Source organism: Shewanella sp. 38A_GOM-205m (genome assembly GCF_000518445.1).
Lineage (GTDB): Bacteria > Pseudomonadota > Gammaproteobacteria > Enterobacterales > Shewanellaceae > Shewanella > Shewanella algae.
Window position 1 is genome coordinate 47,708 of the sequence record NZ_JADP01000021.1, and the last position, 22,117, is coordinate 69,824.

At 52.1% G+C, this 22,117-nt stretch carries 18 protein-coding genes; 4 read left to right on the plus strand and 14 right to left on the minus strand.

Features of this window, described 5'->3' with window-relative positions; genetic code table 11:
* Positions 1–919: 919 nt before the first annotated feature.
* From N512_RS0113555 to N512_RS0113580, 6 genes are all read right to left on the minus strand, one after another.
* Positions 920–1,294: a hypothetical protein gene (locus N512_RS0113555; RefSeq protein WP_028780673.1), complete on the minus strand. Its 375-nt coding sequence runs from the start codon at positions 1,292–1,294 to the stop codon at positions 920–922.
* 139 nt (positions 1,295–1,433) lie between these two features.
* Positions 1,434–1,832 (minus strand): SMI1/KNR4 family protein, encoded by a 399-nt coding sequence (locus tag N512_RS0113560; RefSeq protein ID WP_028780674.1) that lies wholly within the window; start codon positions 1,830–1,832, stop codon positions 1,434–1,436.
* Between the two features lie 78 nt (positions 1,833–1,910).
* The gene (locus tag N512_RS24400; RefSeq protein WP_156029213.1) at positions 1,911–2,069 is read right to left on the minus strand and encodes a hypothetical protein; all 159 of its coding nucleotides are present in this window, start codon (positions 2,067–2,069) and stop codon (positions 1,911–1,913) included.
* A 323-nt stretch (positions 2,070–2,392) separates the two neighbouring features.
* Positions 2,393–2,710, minus strand: a complete 318-nt coding sequence (locus tag N512_RS0113570) for an antibiotic biosynthesis monooxygenase family protein (protein ID WP_028780676.1) — start codon at positions 2,708–2,710, stop codon at positions 2,393–2,395.
* Between the two features lie 70 nt (positions 2,711–2,780).
* Positions 2,781–3,338, minus strand: a complete 558-nt coding sequence (locus N512_RS0113575) for a hypothetical protein (RefSeq protein WP_028780677.1) — start codon at positions 3,336–3,338, stop codon at positions 2,781–2,783.
* A gap of 92 nt (positions 3,339–3,430) precedes the next feature.
* On the minus strand, positions 3,431–3,889 hold the full coding sequence (locus N512_RS0113580) for a hypothetical protein (RefSeq protein ID WP_028780678.1): 459 nt from the start codon (positions 3,887–3,889) through the stop codon (positions 3,431–3,433).
* Between the two features lie 628 nt (positions 3,890–4,517).
* Between N512_RS0113580 and N512_RS0113585 the strand changes: the two genes are divergently transcribed.
* Both N512_RS0113585 and ybaK read left to right on the plus strand, forming a co-directional pair.
* On the plus strand, positions 4,518–4,811 hold the full coding sequence (locus N512_RS0113585) for a DUF3144 domain-containing protein (protein ID WP_025009906.1): 294 nt from the start codon (positions 4,518–4,520) through the stop codon (positions 4,809–4,811).
* Positions 4,812–5,207: 396 nt separating this feature from the next.
* Positions 5,208–5,681 carry a Cys-tRNA(Pro) deacylase gene (gene ybaK / locus N512_RS0113590; protein WP_028780679.1) on the plus strand — a complete coding sequence of 158 codons (474 nt, stop codon included), beginning with the start codon at positions 5,208–5,210 and terminating at the stop codon, positions 5,679–5,681.
* 84 nt (positions 5,682–5,765) lie between these two features.
* Here ybaK and N512_RS0113595 read toward each other — a convergent pair whose 3' ends face one another.
* The 4 genes from N512_RS0113595 to N512_RS0113615 all read right to left on the minus strand — a co-directional run bounded on the left by N512_RS0113595 (position 5,766) and on the right by N512_RS0113615 (position 12,346).
* Complete coding sequence (locus tag N512_RS0113595; RefSeq protein WP_028780680.1) at positions 5,766–7,025, minus strand: glutamate-5-semialdehyde dehydrogenase; 1,260 nt, start codon at positions 7,023–7,025, stop codon at positions 5,766–5,768.
* A complete protein-coding gene (gene proB / locus N512_RS0113600) occupies positions 7,022–8,140 on the minus strand; it encodes a glutamate 5-kinase (protein WP_025009905.1) in 1,119 nt (372 codons plus the stop codon). Before proB ends, N512_RS0113595 begins: the two co-directional genes overlap by 4 nt.
* A 185-nt stretch (positions 8,141–8,325) precedes the next feature.
* Positions 8,326–9,618: an NCS2 family permease gene (locus tag N512_RS0113605; protein ID WP_028780681.1), complete on the minus strand. Its 1,293-nt coding sequence runs from the start codon at positions 9,616–9,618 to the stop codon at positions 8,326–8,328.
* A 1,201-nt stretch (positions 9,619–10,819) separates the two neighbouring features.
* Entirely contained in the window at positions 10,820–12,346 is a 1,527-nt protein-coding gene (locus N512_RS0113615) for a peptidase M17 (RefSeq protein ID WP_028780682.1), read from the minus strand.
* A gap of 211 nt (positions 12,347–12,557) precedes the next feature.
* Here N512_RS0113615 and N512_RS0113620 point away from each other — a divergent pair, with 211 nt between their 5' ends.
* Positions 12,558–14,018, plus strand: coding sequence for an aminoacyl-histidine dipeptidase (locus tag N512_RS0113620; RefSeq protein ID WP_028780683.1), 1,461 nt, complete (start codon positions 12,558–12,560; stop codon positions 14,016–14,018).
* Positions 14,019–14,243: 225 nt separating this feature from the next.
* Here the strand turns inward: N512_RS0113620 and N512_RS0113625 are convergent, their stop codons facing one another.
* Entirely contained in the window at positions 14,244–14,738 is a 495-nt protein-coding gene (locus tag N512_RS0113625) for a Dps family protein (protein WP_025009901.1), read from the minus strand.
* A 585-nt stretch (positions 14,739–15,323) separates the two neighbouring features.
* Here N512_RS0113625 and N512_RS24785 point away from each other — a divergent pair.
* Positions 15,324–16,637 (plus strand): methyl-accepting chemotaxis protein, encoded by a 1,314-nt coding sequence (locus N512_RS24785; RefSeq protein ID WP_037467236.1) that lies wholly within the window; start codon positions 15,324–15,326, stop codon positions 16,635–16,637.
* Positions 16,638–16,853: 216 nt separating this feature from the next.
* Here the strand turns inward: N512_RS24785 and N512_RS0113635 are convergent, their stop codons facing one another.
* The 3 genes from N512_RS0113635 to gabD all read right to left on the minus strand — a co-directional run bounded on the left by N512_RS0113635 (position 16,854) and on the right by gabD (position 22,114).
* Positions 16,854–18,974, minus strand: coding sequence for a methyl-accepting chemotaxis protein (locus N512_RS0113635; protein ID WP_028780685.1), 2,121 nt, complete (start codon positions 18,972–18,974; stop codon positions 16,854–16,856).
* Positions 18,975–19,352: 378 nt separating this feature from the next.
* Entirely contained in the window at positions 19,353–20,624 is a 1,272-nt protein-coding gene (gene gabT, locus N512_RS0113640) for a 4-aminobutyrate--2-oxoglutarate transaminase (protein WP_025887874.1), read from the minus strand.
* 47 nt (positions 20,625–20,671) lie between these two features.
* On the minus strand, positions 20,672–22,114 hold the full coding sequence (gene gabD, locus N512_RS0113645; RefSeq protein WP_028780686.1) for an NADP-dependent succinate-semialdehyde dehydrogenase: 1,443 nt from the start codon (positions 22,112–22,114) through the stop codon (positions 20,672–20,674).
* Between the last annotated feature and the right edge of the window lie 3 nt (positions 22,115–22,117).

Here is a 22,117-nt window from a genome sequence, read left to right on the forward strand (position 1 = left end):
TCCACTCTACCTCCATGCAGAAGTTGAAATCCAGAGGAAGTTAAACCCAAATGACGCTGCCGACCTTAATAGAAAAGTTATTCGCCAGCAGCATAAGCTGCATTTCCACATAATCGAAAGGGCTGATACCTTCACCATGAGCGCAAGGCTGTTTTGTCGACATGTCGTTTTTTAGAAACTAATCCATCTTATTTAATTCATAACTCTTACTAAAAACTAACACCAGAAAAGCCAAAACACTCACCCAAAATTCAATAAACCCACAAATTTCATTACTGTTAACCAGTGGATGCCAGCTTGCTCGTTTCTAAGGTTGCCCTACGTTAGACAGGAAAAACCAGAGTTGAACGCCTCACTACTTGGGCACTTTCTAATATTGATGCTTTTCGAACTAATCCATATAAGAAGCTACCGCAACCGCTCCAAAATAAAGCTCCAACATAAATTATAAAAGCATCAATTTTGAACGCCCTTTCTTTAATAGCATTATGAGCATCAGCAAGGTGACTATGATGTATGCAACGGCAACTAACATTCTATCCCTGTATGTCTGTAAAAATTGATAACAAACTATCTTAACGTCTACTCTCTTTTCCCAATAAACAATTTCAATTCCCTTAAGTTCATAACCTTGTCAATAGTAGCTGCCTAAGTTGTTAATACACATAATATCAGAGCTTACTGTATGGCTTGGTTAAACTCGGTTACTACCCCGAGCAGGAATATGCTAACTTCTAATTAATAATCAAGAATCAGACCACTAAAGCATGCCACCACATCTACATAATAAATATAATCAACATGTTGCGAGATTAACCGCAAACTTTGAATTGCCAAAAAATGAACATCAGCGTGCCTTTAGTAGTAATTTCTGAGTCTCCAGTTATTTGGCAAAGAAGAGCTCCATCTTGATCGATTTCTATATGTTTTTTGCCTCGATAGTCAGACTTAGCAAGTTACCACCTTTGGCTTCAACATAACCACCATCCAGGTAGTAGCAGAACAATTCTGATTCGCGCATTAGATCAATAAAAACTGGATTACCATTATCAGTTCCGATAGTAATGCAAGAGCTGCACTGCTCAATGGTTAAAGGAGAGCTGCCGGAAACTTCCAATTGAGTTTTGATGAAAGCATAAAGCTGGTTAAAGGTGTTGACAGTGTTTTTATCTATCGTGACTTCATCAGCAAGCTCACTCTCCGGGAACAAATAGAATTCACTCCCTCTGTAATAGACCACTTCAGCTGTATCAATACTACTGAGCCATTCCGTATAATAACTTGGCAATATCACAAGCACTCCCTATAAAAATAACAGTTACACAATTCTAGCAAACGGTTGTACCGAACAAATACCTTAAAGCAATTAGCGCACAGGGGTATTAGGCAAAGTTAAAACAGTGTTTTTTAAAAAAGAATACCACAGTCACTTTTCATGTATTTAACCTGCTTTCTGGCGAAACTTGATCATTTATCAATTCAACAAGAGACTTGGCAACAAATTTGGCCTCATCCCAACCTAAGTCGCCACAATTAGCGATGTAATAGCCAGCAATTCTTTCCTGTTCAATTTTTGCCACGCAAATATTACCATTCCCATCCATGCAAACAGGTATTGATTTAGGCATATACTTCTTTAACTCGTATATATCCTCACCTAGTATTTCTATGATTGAGAAAAATTGCAGCTCTTTAAAACCAAAAAAGATGTCCGCCCCATTACTTTTCTGCCACCAATCATAAAATTCACTTGGTAAGCTAACACCAAAAGCCTCTTCAAGCTCTCTAATCGATTCTCTACTTACTCCAGGTGGTTTGTTTACGTATTCCATACCTTCCTCTATGCATAATACCGACAACAGCCAATCGTAACGAGCTTCAGCCCAGAATGGGCAATAATAATTAGCCTATTATTTTTTACATATTTCATCAATTTCTTCCAGAACCAAGCCTAGGGAAGAGTTTTGTTCATTTTGTTTGAGTTTTCCTGCCAATTCTTTCTGAAGCTTTAGCAGCTCATCTTTTTTACAACGCAAATGCCAGACATCAGCCTTTAATGGTGCCACCATTATTTTTGACTCTAGCAAGTTTGAAAGCTTAAAATTCCGGAGCAGAATCAGCGCGTCTATTTTTGAAATACTGAAATCTACTATTTGGCCTCTTTAACAATTTTTAGCCATTGTTCAAAGTTGTCTGCTGGCCAACTATTTCCAAGTAATGTGCTCTATTGTAAAAAAATAACTTAATCTTCTTTCTGTCTGCATCCAAGCACAGCTAGATGGTTTGAGCTCTCTGAAGTCGGAATATGGTGTTCAACTATTGGTTAGATGTCCATTTTTTCCTTTGAGTTCGGCGAGGGCATGTTAACATTGAGAAGAAGTTGGACACTTTATTAAACGCCGTAGTCACGCTCTACCTTCGATAGACGAGTTTTGAATGATGAATACCACTTCTCATAACCCAACCTTTGGGCTACTTGATGCTCAGCATTTGCCTTCCACTGCTTGATAGACTCAAGATCAGACCAATATGAAACGGTAATTCCAACGTCTTCTCGTGCTGACTCTACGCCCAAAAAACCAGGCTGCTTTGAAGCTAGATCAGCCATTAGAGCTGCCATTTGGCCATAACCGTTATCTCCGTCGGTACGGTGAGACGTGAAAATAACTGCGTAGTGAGGCGGCTTCGGTGTTTTGGCTATGAGGGGCATATATACTCCTGTGTACATTAACGCCGCCGTAAGCAACGAACAACTTGTTGCACGATGTTTAATGGCATTGTTAGCTCCAATCTTCCCAACGCTTGCCTTCCGCATGCCAAGGTAAAGCGGGCTGGCTTCTGATTTTTTTGCTTCTACCATTTTGAATATGATGTGTCTCTATAGTGTCAAAGATTCGCTTTCCTTTACGGTTGAATCTCACCAAAAAAAGTACAATAGGTTCGGCGGAATCACCCCATTGGCTTTTAACGGCATTTAAATTATCATCATAAAAATTGTTATCAGAATAAGTTACAAAAACTGAAAATTGACAGTTTTCTTTTTCTTCATATAACTGCCTAACCTCATTCACTTTTTCAACTTTTCTAGGCTCACACCACTCCCATTCTAAATTTGCAATTACATTTTCATCGTTATCTTTAATAACAGCATCGGTTCTATTGCCATGCTCAAAATACATGAAGTAGCCAAGTAGATCTGACGCAGATCTAGCGCAGAACCCTATATGTGTTGTCCATTCAGCTCTTGAGGCAATTTCTTTATGCTCTTTAGTCAGGGGGAAGTCCCGATACCATAGAACATTGAACAATGTGATGAAGTCTTTGGTTATACGTTTCAATTTTTTAATCCAAAAGAGCTAACGCACCGCACAGGGCTGGTAAATAAGCGCAACGCTTTAACTGTCCCAGCGGGAGCGATTGCTGCGGCTTGTTACGTGTTTTTACGGACAGCTGTTTGATTGACAATTCTCCAGTTTATTTTTTGCTTCCACGCAAGCTGCTTATCAGAGAGTTTACGCTTGCGGCGAGTTTGCATTAAGAACAGATACTCATTTTCATAGATGTAGCCAAGTTGATAGGCATGAAGGATTAAATCCTCATTTGCGTTGGCGGAGTTGTCTTTGGCAATTCGTTTTAGTCCATCGAAGAGATTGCCTGTTGAGATACCAATGAACTGGTTGACACAGACATTACCAACATAAGTCTTGTTACCATTGAACTGATTTTGGATATAGCACAGCTCTTTGATTGCTTGACCGCAAGGGCAATGACCCCAATCTTCCTGTATTTCAATACCAACCAGCTTCCACTCACTCTTGGCTGCGAAGAAACTTTGAGAATTAGAGAGCGGTAATATATGTTCTTTTAGTCTCTCAAAATTATGCTCCAAAGCTTCTCCTTAGCACTAGTGCGCGTAACAGCTGTATAGTACGCATGCGCGTTGTTTTAGTCCTAGGATGAGTGTGAACACACATAGCTATCTATTTGTATTAACAGGTTAAATGGAGTTTAGCTTTGATATCCCTTGCTGCTAAACGCACAAACCATCTAAAACAGGCCGCTTTTGCGGAACATTTTGCTGCAGGCATAGCTACCGCACGGACACGAAACAGACTTCGTCCCTGAAGATCCCCCAAAACCGCCGAGAGCGACCCGGGAACTATGTCAGGCCAATATTCCCTATCATGGCCTACTACACTGAGTGTCATATCCGCTACAGTTAAGAAAAGTCTAACATAAGCAGTTGAATTGTATCTACAATAACCAGGTTAGATAAGTGAAACAATCGCCAATAGGGAGAGATTAGGTAAAAGCGATAAAATACTGTTTTAACTGCCGGAGCCGAAATGATTGGCTATTTGGGAAGATAGTTGCTCTCTTTGCGATTCAGCTCATGCTTGTTGAGCTTTAGCAATCAGGAATGTGAGGCGGATTACAGCAGTTTGCAGCAAAACACTCTAGGGTAAGCTAACCCTAATACCGAGAGGCAAGCTCTCGACTTTAAACAGGAATCTCAGATGTCTGATACAGATAAGGCGTTTTTTCAGCGTGCCAGTGAGCTCATCGAGTTGGCCAACAAACAGAACCAGAATACTGAAGTCCAAACCGGTGAAGTCAGTGCCTCCTTCATGTATGCCCTGGCTCGCTACAATGCCTGGTTCGGCTCTACCGGTTTTGCCACCAAGGAGCAGATGCAGTCGAAGAAGCAAGAGATGATGGATTACTATATGGAGCGCTACAAGGAGATGCTTGAAGGCTCTATGGACGACTATATCGAGAATTTCGACCACTACCGCGCAACGCAGAAGTAAGGCCGCCATAGTATTTCAAAATGCCCAGCCTGATGCCGGGCGTTTTATTTTGACTTGACTCATGTTTAAAGCCCTTCCCTGGCCTATCGATTTTGCCAGCCTAAATTAGCCCCGAATTCAGATTGAATCGCCACCGATATCTAGGCTATTGTCTGAGCTATTTTTCTTGGCTATTTTCTAAGCTATTTTCTGAGTTAATACTTAAGCTTTTGTGCCGCTTTGTGGTCTTGCTCTTAAACTGAGTCTTAAAAGAGTGACCCGCTGTCTCGACCCAGAAAGGCTTGAGGCTTATGCTATGACACCTGTTTTGATAGTTAGACAGGTTTTGGCGCAACAGATATCCGGATTAAAACGCGATACTAAACGCTACTCACGCCATCACCTAAGGAGACACTTGTGACACCCGCAATCGATCTCGCCACCAAGGCGGGAATCTCTTTTACCGTTCACGAATATCACCATGACAAGAATGCCCCTTCCTACGGAGAAGAGGCCGCCAGTGCACTTGGACTGGATCCCAACCGGGTATTCAAGACTCTGCTAGTCAGCAGCGATGAAAAGTCACCGCCACTGGCGGTGGCCCTGGTGCCTGTAAATCATCAACTCAGCTTGAAATGCGTTGCCAAGGCGATTAAGGCCAAGAAGTTGGTGATGGCCAATCCGCAGTTGGCACAGCGTTCATCCGGCTATCTGGTGGGCGGCATCAGCCCTCTGGGGCAGAAAAAGCAGTTACCTACAGTGATAGACGCCAGCGCCCAGGAGTTTGACAGCATCTATGTCAGCGCCGGTCGCCGCGGACTGGAGATCTGTCTTGCCGCAGAAGACTTGGCCAAGCTCTGCCGCGGCAGTTTTGCGGCTATCAAGAGCTGAATCGTAAGCGGCCAAAGCAAAAGCCCCGCAACTGCGGGGCTTGGGTTATACTATGCTCTGAATACCTTTTACAAGAAGTAAACACTAACTTCTGGTGGTGTAATCACCGACACCCAACCACTTGTAGGTGGTCAGTGCTTCCAGCCCCATGGGGCCTCTGGCATGCAGTTTCTGAGTACTGACAGCCACCTCGGCGCCCAGGCCGAACTGGCCGCCATCGGTGAAACGGGTGCTGGCATTGAGGTAAACCGCCGCCGAATTCACCTGGTTCATAAACTCGGTAGCGGCGTTGATATCATCCGTGAGGATAGCCTCGGAGTGACCGCTGGAATAGCGACGAATATGACCTATGGCCTGCTGGATATCATCGACTACCCGGATCCCCAGATTGAGGGATAACCACTCGGTAGCAAAGCTATCCTCGCTGGCGGCGGCCACTTGCTCAGCCCCAAGAATCGCCACAGTCTCGGGGCAACCTACCAGCTTAACTCCGGCATCGACTAAGGCCTTGGCCACCTTGGGCAATGCCTCCTTGGCTATCTGCTTATGCACCAACAGGGTATCCAGGGCGTTACATACGGTTGGGCGCTGCACCTTGGCGTTGAGAATGACAGGAATGGCCTTCTCCAGATCGGCCGCCTTATCCAGATAGAGATGGCAGATACCGATACCGCCGAGAATAACCGGGATAGTCGCCTGTTCGGCGCAGAGCCGCTGCAGCTTGTCGCCGCCGCGGGGCACTATCATGTCCACATATTGATCCAGTTTCAGCAGCCCGGTAACCAGGGTGCGATCCGGGTTGTCGATAAGCTGCACCGCATCTTCCGGCAAGCCACTGGCTTTAACGCCCTGGCGAATGGCCTTGGCCAGCGCTTGGTTGGATTTCAGGGTTTCCTTGCCGCCACGGAGGATCACCGCGTTGCCGGTTTTAAGGGCCAGCACGGCAATATCCACAGTCACATTGGGCCTGGCCTCATAGATAACGCCTATCACCCCCAGTGGCACGGCGCGCCGACACAGGCGCAAGCCGTTATCCAGCATCCGGCTGTCATACTCGCGGCCAATGGGATCGGCAAGGGCAATCACATTGTCGATATCGGCTATGACTCCAGCCAGGCGCGGCTTATCCAGCAGCAACCTGTCTATCATTGCCTCGTTGAGACCGGCCTCTTTGGCCGCAACCACATCCTTCTCATTGGCCGCAAGGATTGCCGCTTCATCGGCCTTGAGAGCGGCAACGATATTATGCAGCAGTTGCTGCTTGGCGGTGCCGGAAAGATTGGCCAGGGCAAAACTGGCTTCCTTGGCCCTTTGCCCCAGTTGTTGCAGATATTCAGCTGTCATAAAACCACCATGTCGTTGCGGTGCACTATTGCATCACCATAGTCATAGCCCAGCAAGGATTCAATGTTATCTGAATGCTGGCCCGCGATACGTTTGAGGGCCACGGCGCTGTAGCGGCAGATCCCCCGCGCCAGTTTACGGCCATTGGGATCCAAGAGTTGCACTGTGGCGCCCCGTTCAAACTCGCCCTCGACGGCGATAATCCCCTTGGACAGCAGACTGCGGCCCTTTTCGGTTACCGCTCGCACCGCACCTTCATCCAAGGTCAGTTTCCCCTTGGCCTTGGGCCCGGCAAGGATCCACTGCTTACGGCTCTCCAGCGGGGTCTCGATGGCGCAGAAGTGAGTACCCACTGACTCACCGGCAGCGATTTTTTCGATGGCGTCCGGATGATGGCCCGAGGCGATAACCACTTCGATACCGGCGCGGCGAGCTATGTCGGCCGCCTCCAGCTTGGTTGCCATGCCGCCGGTACCCAAACCGGAAACTGAGCCGCCGGCCAGTTGCCGCAGGCTGTCGTCGATATTGGCCACTTCGCTGATAAGATGAGCATTGGGATTGTGGCGCGGATCGGCATCGAACAAGCCTTTTTGGTCTGTCAGCAGGATCAGCAAGTCGGCATCACACAAAAGCGCTGCCCGGGCGGACAGGTTGTCGTTGTCCCCTACTTTTATCTCATTGGTGGCAACGGCATCGTTTTCATTGATGATGGGGATAATATTCTGTTTCAGCAGCGCATTCAGGGTATCTCTGGCGTTGAGATAGCGCTCGCGATCGTGCAGATCCGCCCGGGTCAGCAGCAACTGCCCCACGTGCAGACCATAAATACTGAACAACTGAGCCCAGGCCAGGATCAACTGGCTCTGGCCCACGGCCGCCAGCAACTGTTTGTTGGCCATGGTATCCGGCAACTCCGGATACATCAGATGCTCGCGCCCGGCTGCAATGGCGCCGGAGGTACACAAAACCACTTCGATACCGGCGCGCATCAGGGTCGCCATCTGCCTGGCCAGCTCAACCATATGGGCCTTGTCCAGGCGCTTGCTGCCGGAGGTAAGTACACTGGTACCCAGTTTTACCACTACCCGGCGGTAGCGTGTGTCACTCAAGTTCATCACTTGTATTTGCTTAAAAAAGTCGGGGATAAATCTTATACCCAATCCGTCGCCGGATTCCTAGCGGCGTCGGGCTTTCAAGTGGATAAAATCGTTATTTATTGCGATATCTCATACAAAAAGGGCCATACAAAGTATGACCCTCAATAAATACGGTTTATAAAGCACTTGCTCGCGTTTGACCTTTAACCACCGTAGGCAAACTTGAGAATAAACAGCAGCGCCAGTGCCACAACCCCGGCATTGAGATCGCGAAAACGGCCGCAGAGAAGTTTAATCGCCGCATAGGCGATAAAGCCAAAGGCAATACCCGTGGCAATTGAGAAGGTTAATGGCATCAGCAGGCAGACCACTACCACAGGGGCGGCTTCGGTCAAATCCTCCCACTCTACATGCACCAAACCAGACATCATCAGAATCGCCACATAGAAGAGGGTGCCCGCAGTAGCATAGGCCGGCACCATACCAGCCAGCGGCGAGATAAAGAGCGAGGCCAAAAACAGCAGCCCGACCACGACGGCGGTCAAGCCGGTACGGCCACCGGCACTAACGCCTGAGGTGCTCTCGACATAACTTGTGGTGGTCGAGGTACCCAGCATGGCCCCGGCAATAGTGGCAGCGCTGTCGGCGGTCAGGGCGCGGTTGAGTCTTGGCAGGCGGCCCTTATCATCGAGGAAACCACCACGATGGGCCACGGCTACCAAGGTGCCCGAGGTATCGAACAAGTCCACAAACAAAAAGGCAAATACCACGGAAATCATGCTGATCTCCAGCATGCCGGAGAGATCCATCTTCATAAAGGTGGGCGCTATGGAAGGCGGCATGGATACCAGGCCACTATATTGCACATCACCAAAGGCCAGCCCCAACACTGTGATGGCCAGAATGCTGAGGATCACCGCCGCCTTATATCCACGCTGAACAAAAGCGATGATCAGGAAGAACCCCAGTACCGACATCAGTGCCGGAAATGCAGTGATATCGCCCATACCTACGAGTGTTGCCGGGTTGGCAACCACTATGCCGGCACTCTTGAGGCCGATGAGCGCCAAAAACAGGCCGATACCTGCGGCTATGCCAAGGCGCAGCGACATAGGAATGGAGTTGACCACCCATTCCCGAATTCGCACCAGGGAGAGGATCATAAAGCAGATCCCGGAGAGGAATACTGCGCCGAGCGCGGTTTCCCAGCTATAACCCATTTCCCCCACAACTGTGTAGGTAAAAAAGGCGTTGAGGCCCATTCCCGGCGCCAGGGCGATGGGATAATTGGCCAGCAGCCCCATGACCAGACAGCCTATCGCCGCCGCGACACAGGTCGCCACAAAGACAGCGCCCTGATCCATACCGGCATCGGCCAGCATAGAGGGGTTAACGAAGATGATGTAAGCCATGGTCAGAAAGGTGGTCAGACCCGCGACCGCTTCCTGCTTCAGAGAGGTTTTGTTTTGCTTTAACTTGAACAGTTTTTCCAACATGGAACCAGGTTCCTTGAGTTTGAGTGTAGGGAGGTTTGTGACACTTCTTTAACGAGGTCATCGGCGGCAGATTATAGGGAGTTTGACCTGATCAGACCAGCACCGGAGCATGGAGGCTACCTGTGGTATCCATTAAATGCCCACCAGCTCACAATTTATTCACATTTTGCTGCGAACAAAAAAAAAAGCCTGCTCAAAGAGCAGGCCAAGACATGTATCAAGCACCCAAAAGGGAAAGAGTCTACCGCGCTAGCGGGTAACACCTGGCAACAGAAGCAAAACTTCTATTGCGACTTGAGTCTAAATACACCACAAAGTGGTGAACAAAGGTTGATGGATGATGGAACTACTTAAAGGGGTAGTCAGCCCTTGAAACTCATGGCGAACATGCCGCCGCGCAAAACCTGACAATCAAACCAGGTGTTGCTCCAATAAACTACGTTGTTTTTGCCTGTGTAAGACATAGCCGATACTCCTAACAAAGTTGTGAAATAAATACTCTAGTGAAGCTTGGCTCGGTTCCCTGGAACTAGAGGTTCTCATATCCGTGGAGACAACTTGTCACTCATTTCCCTGGAGATAGTTATCCATCCTGGATTGACTAGAGGTGGAAGGCGCTTGCCTAACCAACGAGAGCTATTATAGCCATCTGTAATTTTATTACAAGTATTGAGGCAAAAAATTTAAAATACACCTAAAACTGTAAGGTAATTACATAAAAGTTACACAGGATTTACCCACCTCACCTAATGATACATCTCGAAACATAGCAAGAGAGTGCTCATTACTATTTGATTTTAAATAAGTAAATCAAAAGCCAATCAGGCCAACCTCATTCCAATTAAGTAAAATCTAACACTGTAATTGGCTGTCAGTTACAGCCAAAATGTTAGTCTCCCGGCGGGGGTAAAAGCGTGATCTCAAAGAGGTAAGACCAGTTAAGGTGAATTGGATCACCCCATCCAAGGGCTGGGTAAAAATCCGTCTGAAAGTTTTCTGTTGTTTTCAGATACCGTGCCAGATAACAACCTAAAGCAGGGGCGAGATCCAATCACTTGCAGTGGATAGCTTGGGTGAGATGACGTCCAGCAAATGTCGGGGCTATGGAATACCAACATAGCGGTCGCCAAGTGAAGAAAAGCAAACTGACAGGGTGCAGGGATAACCCGGCCGACAGCGTCGGCCGGGAGGCGTTGAGGGCTTACTCAGTTATATAGGCAAACAACCCAAGCAGCGGCGCCGCCGTAGGTTTGCCATAGAGGGGATCGCCTTCTGTGGCACTGCCGGCGATATCCAGATGACTATAGGCCATGGGCTGAGCGTCTTTTACCCCGTGTTGTGCCAATCCGGAAGCCTTTAGCAAGAAGGCCGCCGGATACTGGTGTCCTCTGGCGGTAACCGATGAGGGCGCATTATTGGAAGAAAGTAGCTCAGAGGCACCGGAAACATCACGCACCTTGGCAAAATCTTCCTTACGCAAACGAGACAGCTCCAGCCCTTCACCGTAACGCTCGGCGCTGGCTTGCAACCGCTTGGGTAATGCCTGTTGCTCGGCTACGGCGTTGGCCACTACCGCACTGTAAGATCCATAGGCTCGCACCACATGGCCGGTCAGGGTTGCCACAGAGAATAGCTCGGGCGCCGCACTGCCCTGCGCCTTTAAACGCAGATGGGACAGCAAGTCGGCCAGCACTAAACGTCCTTCGGCATCGGTATTGCCAATCCTGACCCTGACACCCGAATGGGCTGTGATGATTTCGTCCGTGACAAAGGCTTCGCTGCCTATACTGTTGCGTACCAGCCCCAATTCGGCCACCACACGAATGCCTTTGGGCTTGAGTAATGACAAGGTCTTCATCAAACCGGCCACGGCAGCCGCGCCGCCCTTGTCGCGGCTCATACCGGCCATGGCACCGCCCACTTTCAGATCGGCGCCGCCTGTGTCATACACCACGCCCTTACCGGCAAAGAAATAGTTATGCTGGATTTCACCTTCGCCGCGGTACTCCAATTTAACGACTCTGGGCTGATGTCTGGCCACGGCAAAAGAGGCCCGCGCCACAGCGCTCAGCAAGGGATAGTCCCGCTCGAGAATGTCTCTGTCTTCCACGACCTGCAGCGACAGCCCTGAATCTTTGAAGGCGTTGAGGCAATAGTCGGCAAAGGCAGGGGCGCCCATGCGCTCGGGCTCGGTGCCGCAAAGATCTCTGGCAAGGGTGCGGCCGGCTTCAATGGCATTGAGCATGCCGGCATCGGCGCCGTTCATTACCCCTATGGCTTCTATGCTGTCAAGGGCGGCGCCCGCCTCACGGGCTTCCAATGGCTGCCATAGCTCCTGCGCCGTTGCCAGCGCCGCAACCATATCTGCCTTGGCGTATTCATCACCTAAGGATGCAGGCTTATCGACCCACAATAGCGGCCTTTTGGCTCCGGCGTCACGGGCGATGGCGATACCGGCCCGGGCAGCATTGGCGAAGGCACGCACATCGTCATAATCGCCAAGCGGCGCGACCGGGGCGATAATCAAGCGGCCACCGGCAAGCCCGGGCGCAAACAACAGCGTCGGGCTCTTGCCCACCCGTTTGTCAACTTGAGCCCCGTGGGAGGCCAGCATAGCCACCTCTTCGATTGGACACGCCGTCACATCGGCGCTGACCACCAGCAATGCATCCCAGTCTGCCTCACTGAAAATTGCATCCTGGTCAGTAACATCAATAAATTCAACCATGACCCATCCTAATTATTTTTTATTGGCGCCCAGCATTATTCCCTTTCCGGCGCAGGATTACCAATATCTGGCTGGCAAGTTTCGCTGCCACAAATAAACAATTGTCCCAACTGGGTTCTGCGCCCTTACGTCGCTCTGTGGTAGACTGATGACAACTCGCGCTTGGCCCGGTCCAAGCCCGCCAACCAGACGAAAAGATCAGGAGTTTGCTGTGTCCAGTCTCAGCCAATTGCAACCTCAGCCTCTATGGCAGTGGTTTGAACAAATCTGTGCCATTCCTCACCCATCCAAGCATGAAGCCGCGCTCAGTCAGTATATTCAGAACTGGGCCAAAGACCGTCAGCTTGAGGTTATCGAAGATAAAGTCGGTAACCTGATTATTCGCAAAGATGCCACTCCCGGGATGGAAAACCGCAAACCCGTGGTGATCCAGGCCCATATCGATATGGTGCCGCAGAAAAATGCCGATAAAGAGCATGACTTCGTCAAAGATCCGATCCAGCCCTGGATTGACGGCGACTGGGTCAAGGCTCAGGGCACGACTCTGGGTGCCGATAACGGCATAGGCATGGCATCGGCGCTGGCAATTCTCGGCAGTGACGATATTCCCCACGGGCCACTGGAAGTGCTGCTGACCATAGATGAAGAAGCGGGTATGACAGGAGCCTTTGGCCTGGAAGCCGGTATGCTTCGCGGTGAAATCCTGATCAACACAGATTCCGAGCAGGAAGGCGAGATCTACATGGGCTGCGCCGGTGGCGTGGATGCCGAGATCACCCTGCCCATGGTCTGGGAAGCCACAGGCGATGGTTTCCAGGCATTCAACCTGACGCTCTCCGGGCTCAAGGGTGGCCACTCAGGGGTGAACATTCACCTGGGACGCGGTAATGCCAACAAGCTGCTGGCCCGTTTTCTGTTTGAACACAGCGAAAGCCTGCAGCTGGAACTGGCCGAATTCAACGGCGGCTCGCTGCGTAACGCCATTCCCCGTGAAGCCAGTGCCACTATTCTGGTGCCGGCCGAACAAGCCACAGCTTTGAGCGAAGCCGCCGCGGCTTTCCAGGCACTGCTTAGAGAAGAGCTGGCGGTTGCCGATCCGGCCGCTTGCCTGACACTCACCGAAGTGCCGCTGCCTGCCAAGGTGATGAGCGAGCAGAGTCAGAACGCCCTTATCGATCTGCTGCATGCCTGCCCCAATGGTGTCATGCGGATGAGTGACGAGATTGAAGGCGTGACAGAGACCTCACTCAACCTCGGGGTGATCAATACCAGCGAGCAGGATGTCAAACTCCTGTGCCTGATCCGCTCCTTGATTGACTCTGGCCGCAGCCAGATTGAAGGCATGCTGATCGCCCTGACCAACCTGGCCGGTGCCGAAATCGATCTCTCCGGCGCCTACCCAGGCTGGAAGCCAGACAGCCAGTCTCCTGTGATGGCGATTGTGCGCGACACCTATCAGGACATCTACCATAAAGAGCCGGTGATCATGGTGATCCATGCCGGTTTGGAATGTGGCCTGTTCAAGGAGCCCTATCCGGCCATGGATATGGTGTCTATCGGCCCCACCATACGTTTCCCTCACAGCCCGGATGAAATGGTGAATATCACCACAGTGGGCCAATATTGGCAGCTGCTGTTGGCTGTACTGGAGCGTATTCCAGAAAAGGCCTGATACCTTAATAAAGGTACTTAAGCCTTGAGTAAATAACGCCAAACGACTTGGCGCGGCAAGGCGGCAAAGGCTGCAAGAGTGGCTCCCCATCAGCATGGGCAAACTATGTGATTGGGGTGAGCGAAGATTGCCAACACAGCCGCCACTTCAAGTTAGCAAGAGTAAAAAAGCCGCCCCTGGAGCACTCCGGGGCGGCTTTTTGATGCGTAGTGCCTAGCGTTTAGGCTATTCCTCCAGCAAACTACGCAGCATCCAGGCAGTCTTTTCGTGGACTTCCAGCCTTCGGGTCAGCAGATCGGCGCTTGGCTGGTCATTGGCCTTGTCGATAACGGGGAACAGGGCTCTGGCGGTGCGGGCCGTGGCCTCCTGGGCTTCGACCAGGTGCAATATCATCTCATTGGCAGAGGGCACACCTTCCACTTCCTTGATGGATGCCAGGCGCACAAACTCCTTATAAGTCCCCGGCGCCGGATACCCCAGGGCGCGGATCCGCTCGGCGATTTCATCCAGCGCATTCCACTGCTCTGTGTATTGCTCCATAAACATCAGATGCAGGCTGTTGAACTGCGGCCCTTTGACGTTCCAATGGAAATTATGGGTCATCAGATACAGGGTATAACTGTCGGCCAGCAGCGCAGAAAGCCCCGCGACAATTTTTTTACGATCCGCATCAGAGATACCTATATCTATGGTGGGTGCCTTGACTTTCTTGGTTGCCATATACACTCCTTTTGCTTGTTGGCGATAGCCGCGCTCAATGGCGACTAAAGATAAAATAGCCATAACAGAGTGGGATCTTATGCCCGGGCAAACTGTGATAAATATCACAACTTACTAAACTGTAGCGGCCCAAAGCCCAAACGAGTTCTCTTTATCAAGCAGGAAAACAGCTTTTTAACCGATTGATTTTCATAATCAAACATACATGCCACCTGCGATAACCCCTTATAACCGATTTGCCAGTTCCCAATAGAAGCCAGACAAGGCAATCCGGGAATCTCTTTGCCGGCCAGAGCTTATATTTAGAGAAACTCGCGATCACTTTTCCGCAGCTTGACATCTTATGTTCATTAAAAGCTGATAGCCTGCCGGCGAGTCTTATTTCTTGAGCGCCTCTGCACAGGAGTAACTTTGGCTTCATCCACGCCTTTTACTCTGCCACGCTTATGCTACCTTTCACTGAAGCTATAATAAGTTAAAGCTGCAGCCCTGCATCCGGAATGACAACTGCGAAATGGATTCTCGCCTCAGAATACGAGCCGACAGCAAGCTGCCGACTAAACCTAACAAGTGGGGATCTGTTTTATGTTTTTTAATAAATCGTCCAAACAAGCGCTGGCACAATGTCAATTGCAGCTGTCCAAGCAACTGGCAACAGTGCAAGCCATAGAGCAGTCGCTTGCCTGTGTGGTATTCACGCCCGACGGCACAGTGATAGAAGCCAATCGCCTGTTTGCCGAGTTGTTTGGCCTGGAGCATGAGAAGCTCAAAGGCATGCCACACAAAACCTTGTGTCAGGCCGATTATGCCGCCTCAACCCAATACCGCAGTTTTTGGGAACAGCTCAGGCAAGGAAAAGCCGCTGCCGGGGTGTTTGAACGTCGCCACGCAGATGGCAGCAGCATTTATTTGCAGGCCACCTATTTCCCCGTGTTTGAGCAGGGTAAAGTCACCCGCGTCATGAAGATTGCCGCCGATGTCACCAACAGCCAAATGGAAACCGACACTCAAAAAGCCGTGGCCAACGCCCTGGATAACTCCCAGGCGATTATCGAGTTTGATCCCAAAGGTAATATCATTGAAGCCAACGCCAATTTTCTCGACGTCATGGGCTATACCCGGGCCGAACTGAAGGGGCAACACCACAAGCTGTTTTGTGACGAGGCCTTCTACCGGGAACACCCCCATTTTTGGGAAGAGCTCAACAAGGGCCAGTTCAAGTCAGGGCTGTTTAAACGCTTCAATAAGCTGGGGCAAACCGTCTGGCTTGAGGCCAGCTATAACCCCATACGCAATCCCGCCGGTAAGGTGATCAAGGTGATTAAGTTTGCCAGTGATATCACCGCCAGGATAGAAAAGTCCCAGGCGATTAAGGAAGCGGCCGAAATAGCCCACAGCACGGCGCTGAATACCGGTGCCACAGTTGAGCAGGCGATAGACAGGCTGGACAGGGTAACCGCCACCTCCAACAGCATAGCGTCTCAGGTGCAGCAGGCCTCAGAGGCGATAGCTCAGCTCAATGAACAGTCACGCAATATCCAGGCGATAGTCTCGACCATCAGCGCCATTGCAGAGCAGACCAACCTGTTGGCGCTCAATGCGGCGATTGAAGCGGCCCGCGCCGGTGAGCAAGGACGGGGGTTTGCCGTCGTCGCTGATGAAGTCAGACAACTGGCGGCCCGCACCAGTGAGTCCACCAAGGAGATAGGCTCTGTCGTCAGTCAAAATGGTCAGCTCACAGACAAGGCCACCCGGGAAATGGCGGCGGTGGCCGAGGCGGCCAACCAGGGTAAGACCCAGCTGCAGGAAGTCGCAGACGTAATGGGCGCGATTCTCGATGGTGCCCGCAATGTGGTCGATACTGTCGCGTCTCTGTCCGATGAACATCACGGGCATTGATCCGAAGGCGTCTCTCGCTCCTCTAAAAAAGAACCCAGCCGAGGCTGGGTTCTTTTTGTTTGCTTGGGGAAGGTGCGAACAAGTCCCATGTGTGCCATGCGTCGGCTTACATGCCTGGATGCAAGGCGTGATTCGCAACAAATGGCCCAAGTCCTTTGCAAGAAGCACAATGCAGTAGACGGGTATGTAAGCCTCGAGGACTTATTAGCATCTTCCTTAGGTCTTGAGTCTATCCAATTGATCGTTTTGGCTGTCCACCAACTGTGCCAGCGTCTGACTGCTCTGCTCAGCCTCACCGGCCAGACGCGCCAGTTCGGCCGCCGAGTCTGAGATGCCGGTGATATTCTTGTTCACCTCTTCGGTGACAGCGCTTTGCTCCTCGGCCGCCGTGGCAATATGGGTGATCTGCGCCGAGATTTGATCCAGCTGGCTGACCATAAGATTCAGAGCACTGAGTGCCTGCTCTGTTTGCGACACGGCGTTTTTGGCCTGCTCCACTCCGCGTTCAATAATATTGGAGGCGCTGCCCACTTCCTGCTGCAGTGACTCGATTAGACGACCAATATCCAGAGTCGAGCTCTGGGTCTTGGAAGCCAGCGCCCTCACTTCATCCGCTACCACGGCGAAACCTCGGCCCTGATCGCCGGCGCGGGCCGCTTCAATCGCCGCATTGAGCGCCAACAGATTGGTCTGTTCGGCGATGGCGCTGATCACTTCCAGAATGCTGCTGATGTTATTGCTGCTCTCCGCCACCTTGGCGACGGCGGCCTTGGCCTGCATCGACTCACTGGACATGGTATTGACGTAATCCATCGCCTTGTTGAGGCTGGTTTCACTGTCGCGGACATTGACCGCCATGGACTCGGTTTCGGATGCCGTCTGCTCAGAGGCCTTGGCCACTTCATGGGCCGTGGCGCTCATTTGGTTGACCGCGGCCACCACGCTCTCTATCTCACTGTATTGGCGATTGACACTGTCCAGTGTCTGGCGGGCAATCTCTGCCGTGGTTTGGCCCTCATCACGGGAGCGTCCGGCAAGCATTTTCAGCTCACGGATAAGCTCCCTGAGTTTGAGAATAAAGGCGTTTACCCCGGCGCCGAGGGCGATAAGCTCGGCGTGGGAAGTCACCTGAATACTTTGGGTCAGGTCGCCTTCGGCACTGGCCAGATTCTCAACCCGGGATTGAATGCTCTTGAGCGGTGCCAATATGCTGCGGATCACCAAAGCTATGGCCAGTACCGCCAGCACTGATACCAAGACGCCAACCCCGAGCAGCAAGCTGCCCAGTTCGGTGGCCATCACTGTCATCTCTTCACTGAGCTTGGCCACGGGCGCGAAGGCGTCCACCTTGGGCACTTCAATCAACAGCGACCAGCGACTACCGGAAAGAGGAATGTCGATGCGGTGTGCAACCACTATGTCATTGTCCGTCAACATAAAGCCCTCGCCGCCGGCCAGGGCCACCATTTTGGCGGCCAGCTCAGGGGCGACAGACTCGGCCAGTGGCCGCGCCTTCTTGCTGTAATGACTGGCAGCCACCACCAGCCCCTTGCTGCTGAGCAGAGTAACCTTGGCCTTGCCCTGATAGAGCGACTGCGACAGCTGATCGATCAGTTTCTGAAATACCGGCAGGTTGACATCCACCCCGACAATACCGGCAAACTTGCCATCGCGCAGCGCCGGCACAGTCAAGGAGGTCATCAACTCATTGTTGCCCGGAGCTATCTCATACAGGTACGGCTCCATCAGGCAAGGCTTGAGGGTATCTTTACCGCACAGATACCACTCGGCCTCGCGAATGCCAAACTCGTTGAGCGTGGCGACATACTTCTCCTCGGCATCGTCCACCTGGTGTTGCTCAATACTGCCGTCGTTGTTGCGGGTAAAGTAGATCTCCAACGACCCGGCGCCAGGCACACTGTGTTTGCTCGCTTGCTGTTGATACTGCCAATCCTGGCCGTCGTATCCATCGGGCTCAAACTGGGCATAGATGGAGGAAACCTGGCTGTTCTTTCTGAGCACCGCCTCGACGGTTGTCTGCACTTCTTCCCGGGTCATGGGATCCCGCTCAGAGGTCAGCTCCAGAATCCCCGCCAGTGACCAGGGAATGCGGTAGGCCTCATCAATAAAACCGGCGACTTTCTCACCGTATTGGGCGGCACTGGCCTCGAGCTTATCGCGGATCTCCAGCTCCAGCGTCTGCTGCACCTCTGCCGACAGACGTTGGTTTTGATCCGACAGAGACCACCAGAGACTGATGGAGAGAATGGCCACTGTTATGAGAAACAGCGCCGAAGTTATCCAGAGAAGTTTGGTTCCGATGGAGAGTTGCTTCATCCAAGGCTCCTGATAGCGGCGGGCGCAATGCGCTTGTAAATGAAAGGTTAACAGCTACAAAGATAGCACCATGGACTCTCCCTGTCTCAATCTACTAGCACTTATGGATTATTTTTACCAAGGAAAGTGCCAATAAGCCTTCGCGGCACTCTGGCTTGCACTGCCATTGGCGCTGCTGAGCTTGCCGATAAGTCATTTCGTCTTTTCCATTTGCGCGGCAACGGCCGATTAAAGGCAAGGGAACAACCCCACTGAGTTCGCTTGGTACTTGTTACCATTACTCTCTCCCAAAAGAAGTCTGGAAAGTGTCAACTGTATTCCGGATGGGTCACAGACATAAAAAAGGGAAGCGCTGGGCTTCCCTATCATCCTTCTGGCTCAACTACGCAGTTGCCGGAAACACTCGGCAATAATCTCCAGCCCCTGCTGCAGATCCCTGTCACTGACGGTCAAAGGCACCAAGAGACGCAGCACATTGCCATAAGTGCCACAGGAAAGCAGGATAAGACCGCGCTCCCGCGCCAAGGTAAGGACTCGGGCGCAGTACTCGGGCTTGGGCACACCGTCTTCAACCAACTCCATGGCCACCATGGCGCCGAGGCCGCGAACATCGGCAATAAAGTCGTACTCCTGTTGCAGCTTGCCAAGCGCTTCTTTAATGACAGTACCCACCTGGTTGGCCCGCGCCAGCAGCTGTTCCTTCTCGAAGGTTTCTATCACCGCCAGGGCGGCAGCGCAGGCAAGCGGATTGCCGCCATAGGTGCCTCCCAAACCGCCGGGGCCTATGGCATCCATCATCTCGGCCCGGCCGGTAATGCCGGAGAGCGGGAAACCACCGGCAATGGACTTGGCAAAAGTCGTGATATCGGCGGCAACACCCATCTGTTCCATGGCAAAGAAGGTGCCGGTGCGGCCGGCGCCCGTCTGCACCTCATCGGCAATCAGCACTATCCCTTCCTTGTCACACAGCTTGCGCAGCCGCGCCATAAACTCGGGGGATGCGGCATAGAAGCCGCCCTCGCCCTGCACCGGCTCAAGAATAATGGCGGCAATATCCGCCGGCTCGGCATCATTCTTGAAAATCTGCTCGATGGACTTCATCGCATCGTCGTCACTCACCCCATGCAGCGCGCAGGGATATTGGGCACGAAACACGTTGGCCTGCATCAACCCCATGCCCTTACTGTAGGGCGCCACTTTGCCGGTGAGCGCCAGCGTTGCCATGGTGCGGCCATGATAGCCTGAGGTAAAGGCGATGACGCCGCTGCGTTTGGTGTAGGCCCTGGCGACCTTGAGGGCATTTTCCACCGCCTCCGAGCCACTGGTAAACAGCGCCGACTTCTTGGCGAAATCCCCGGGAACCAGGGCGTTGAGTTTTTCGCAGACGGCCACATAACTCTCATAGCCCAGCACCATAAAACAGGTATGGGAGAAGTCTTCCAACTGGCGGGCAACCGCCTGCTTGACTCTGGGATGCAGGTGCCCGGTATTGAGCACGGCTATGCCACCGGCAAAGTCCAGATATTCGCGGCCCTCGACGTCCCATACCCGGGCATTTTCCGCCCGTTCCACAAACACAGGGTGTATCTGTCCCACACCCGGTGCCACTGCGGCCTGGCGCCGCACCATCAGAGAGTCATTGCTTATCATCCTGCTATCCTCTGTTGTTGTCCCGGCACCGCCGGGACATGGGTTAATCAGACCGAGAGGCAGAGATACTTGATCTCCAGATATTCCTCTATGCCATATTTAGAGCCTTCCCGTCCCAGCCCCGAGGCCTTGATGCCGCCAAAAGGCGCTACTTCGTTGGAGATAAGCCCGGTATTGATCCCCACCATTCCGTATTCCAGCGCCTCGGCAACTTTCCAGACTCTGGAGATATCCCTGGCGTAGAAATAGGCCGCCAAGCCGAACTCGGTATCGTTGGCCATGGCGATCACTTCATCGACACTGTCGAAGCGGAACAGCGGCGCCAGCGGGCCAAAGGTTTCCTCTTTGGCGACCCGCATGCTGCCATTCACCTCGGTCAAAATAGTGGGCTCGAAGAAGTTACCGCCCAGCGCCCGGCCGCCTGTCTTGACCCTGGCGCCTTTGGAGACGGCATCCTCAAGATGAGCCTGCACCTTTTTCACCGCATTCTTGTCGATAAGCGGCCCTGTGGTAATGCCGGACTCTGTGCCGACACCTACCTTGAGCTCGGCCACTTTGGCGGCCAGCTTTTCGCTAAAGGCATCGTAAACGGACGACTGCACATAGATGCGGTTGGCGCAGACGCAGGTCTGGCCGGCATTGCGGTATTTGGAGATCATTGCCCCTTCCACCGCCGCGTCCAGATCGGCATCGTCAAACACGATAAAGGGCGCGTTGCCACCGAGCTCCAGTGACAGTTTCTTCAGGGTGGCGGCGCATTGCTGCATCAGATGGATGCCCACGCCGGTCGAGCCGGTGAAAGACAGCTTACGCACCACGGCGCTGTCGCAAAGGGTATTGCCTATCGCCTTGGCATCGCCGGTGATCACGCTGAAGACGCCGGGAGGAATGCCGGCTTCAATCGCCAGGTAGGCCAGCGCCAGAGCGGTAAAAGGGGTCTGCGGCGCCGGTTTGACTATCATGGTGCAACCGGCCGCCAGTGCAGGACCCGCCTTACGGGTGATCATCGCCGCCGGGAAGTTCCAGGGCGTAATGGCCGCAGTCACGCCCACGGGCTGCTTGATCACCAACAGGCGCTTGTCTTGTTGATGGCCGGGGATAGTATCGCCGTAAACCCGCTTGCCCTCTTCGGCAAACCACTCGATAAAGGAGGCGGCATAGGTGACCTCACCGCGGGCTTCTGCCAGAGGCTTACCCTGCTCTGTGGTCATCAGCAGCGCCAAGTCATCGGCGTGTTGATTGATAAGTTCGAACCAGCGTTTGAGAATGGTGCTGCGCTCTTTGGCGGTCAGCGCCCGCCAGGCCGGAAGAGCCCGCTCGGCGGCATCTATGGCTCTGTGGGTCTCAAACGCGCCCATCTCTGGCACACTGCCGATACGCTCGCCGGTGGCCGGATTGAAAATATTGACCTTCTTGCCTGAGTCTGCGTCCACCCACTGGCCATCGATATAGGCTTGTTCACGCAGCAGCGCACTCTGGTTAAGTTTCATTGC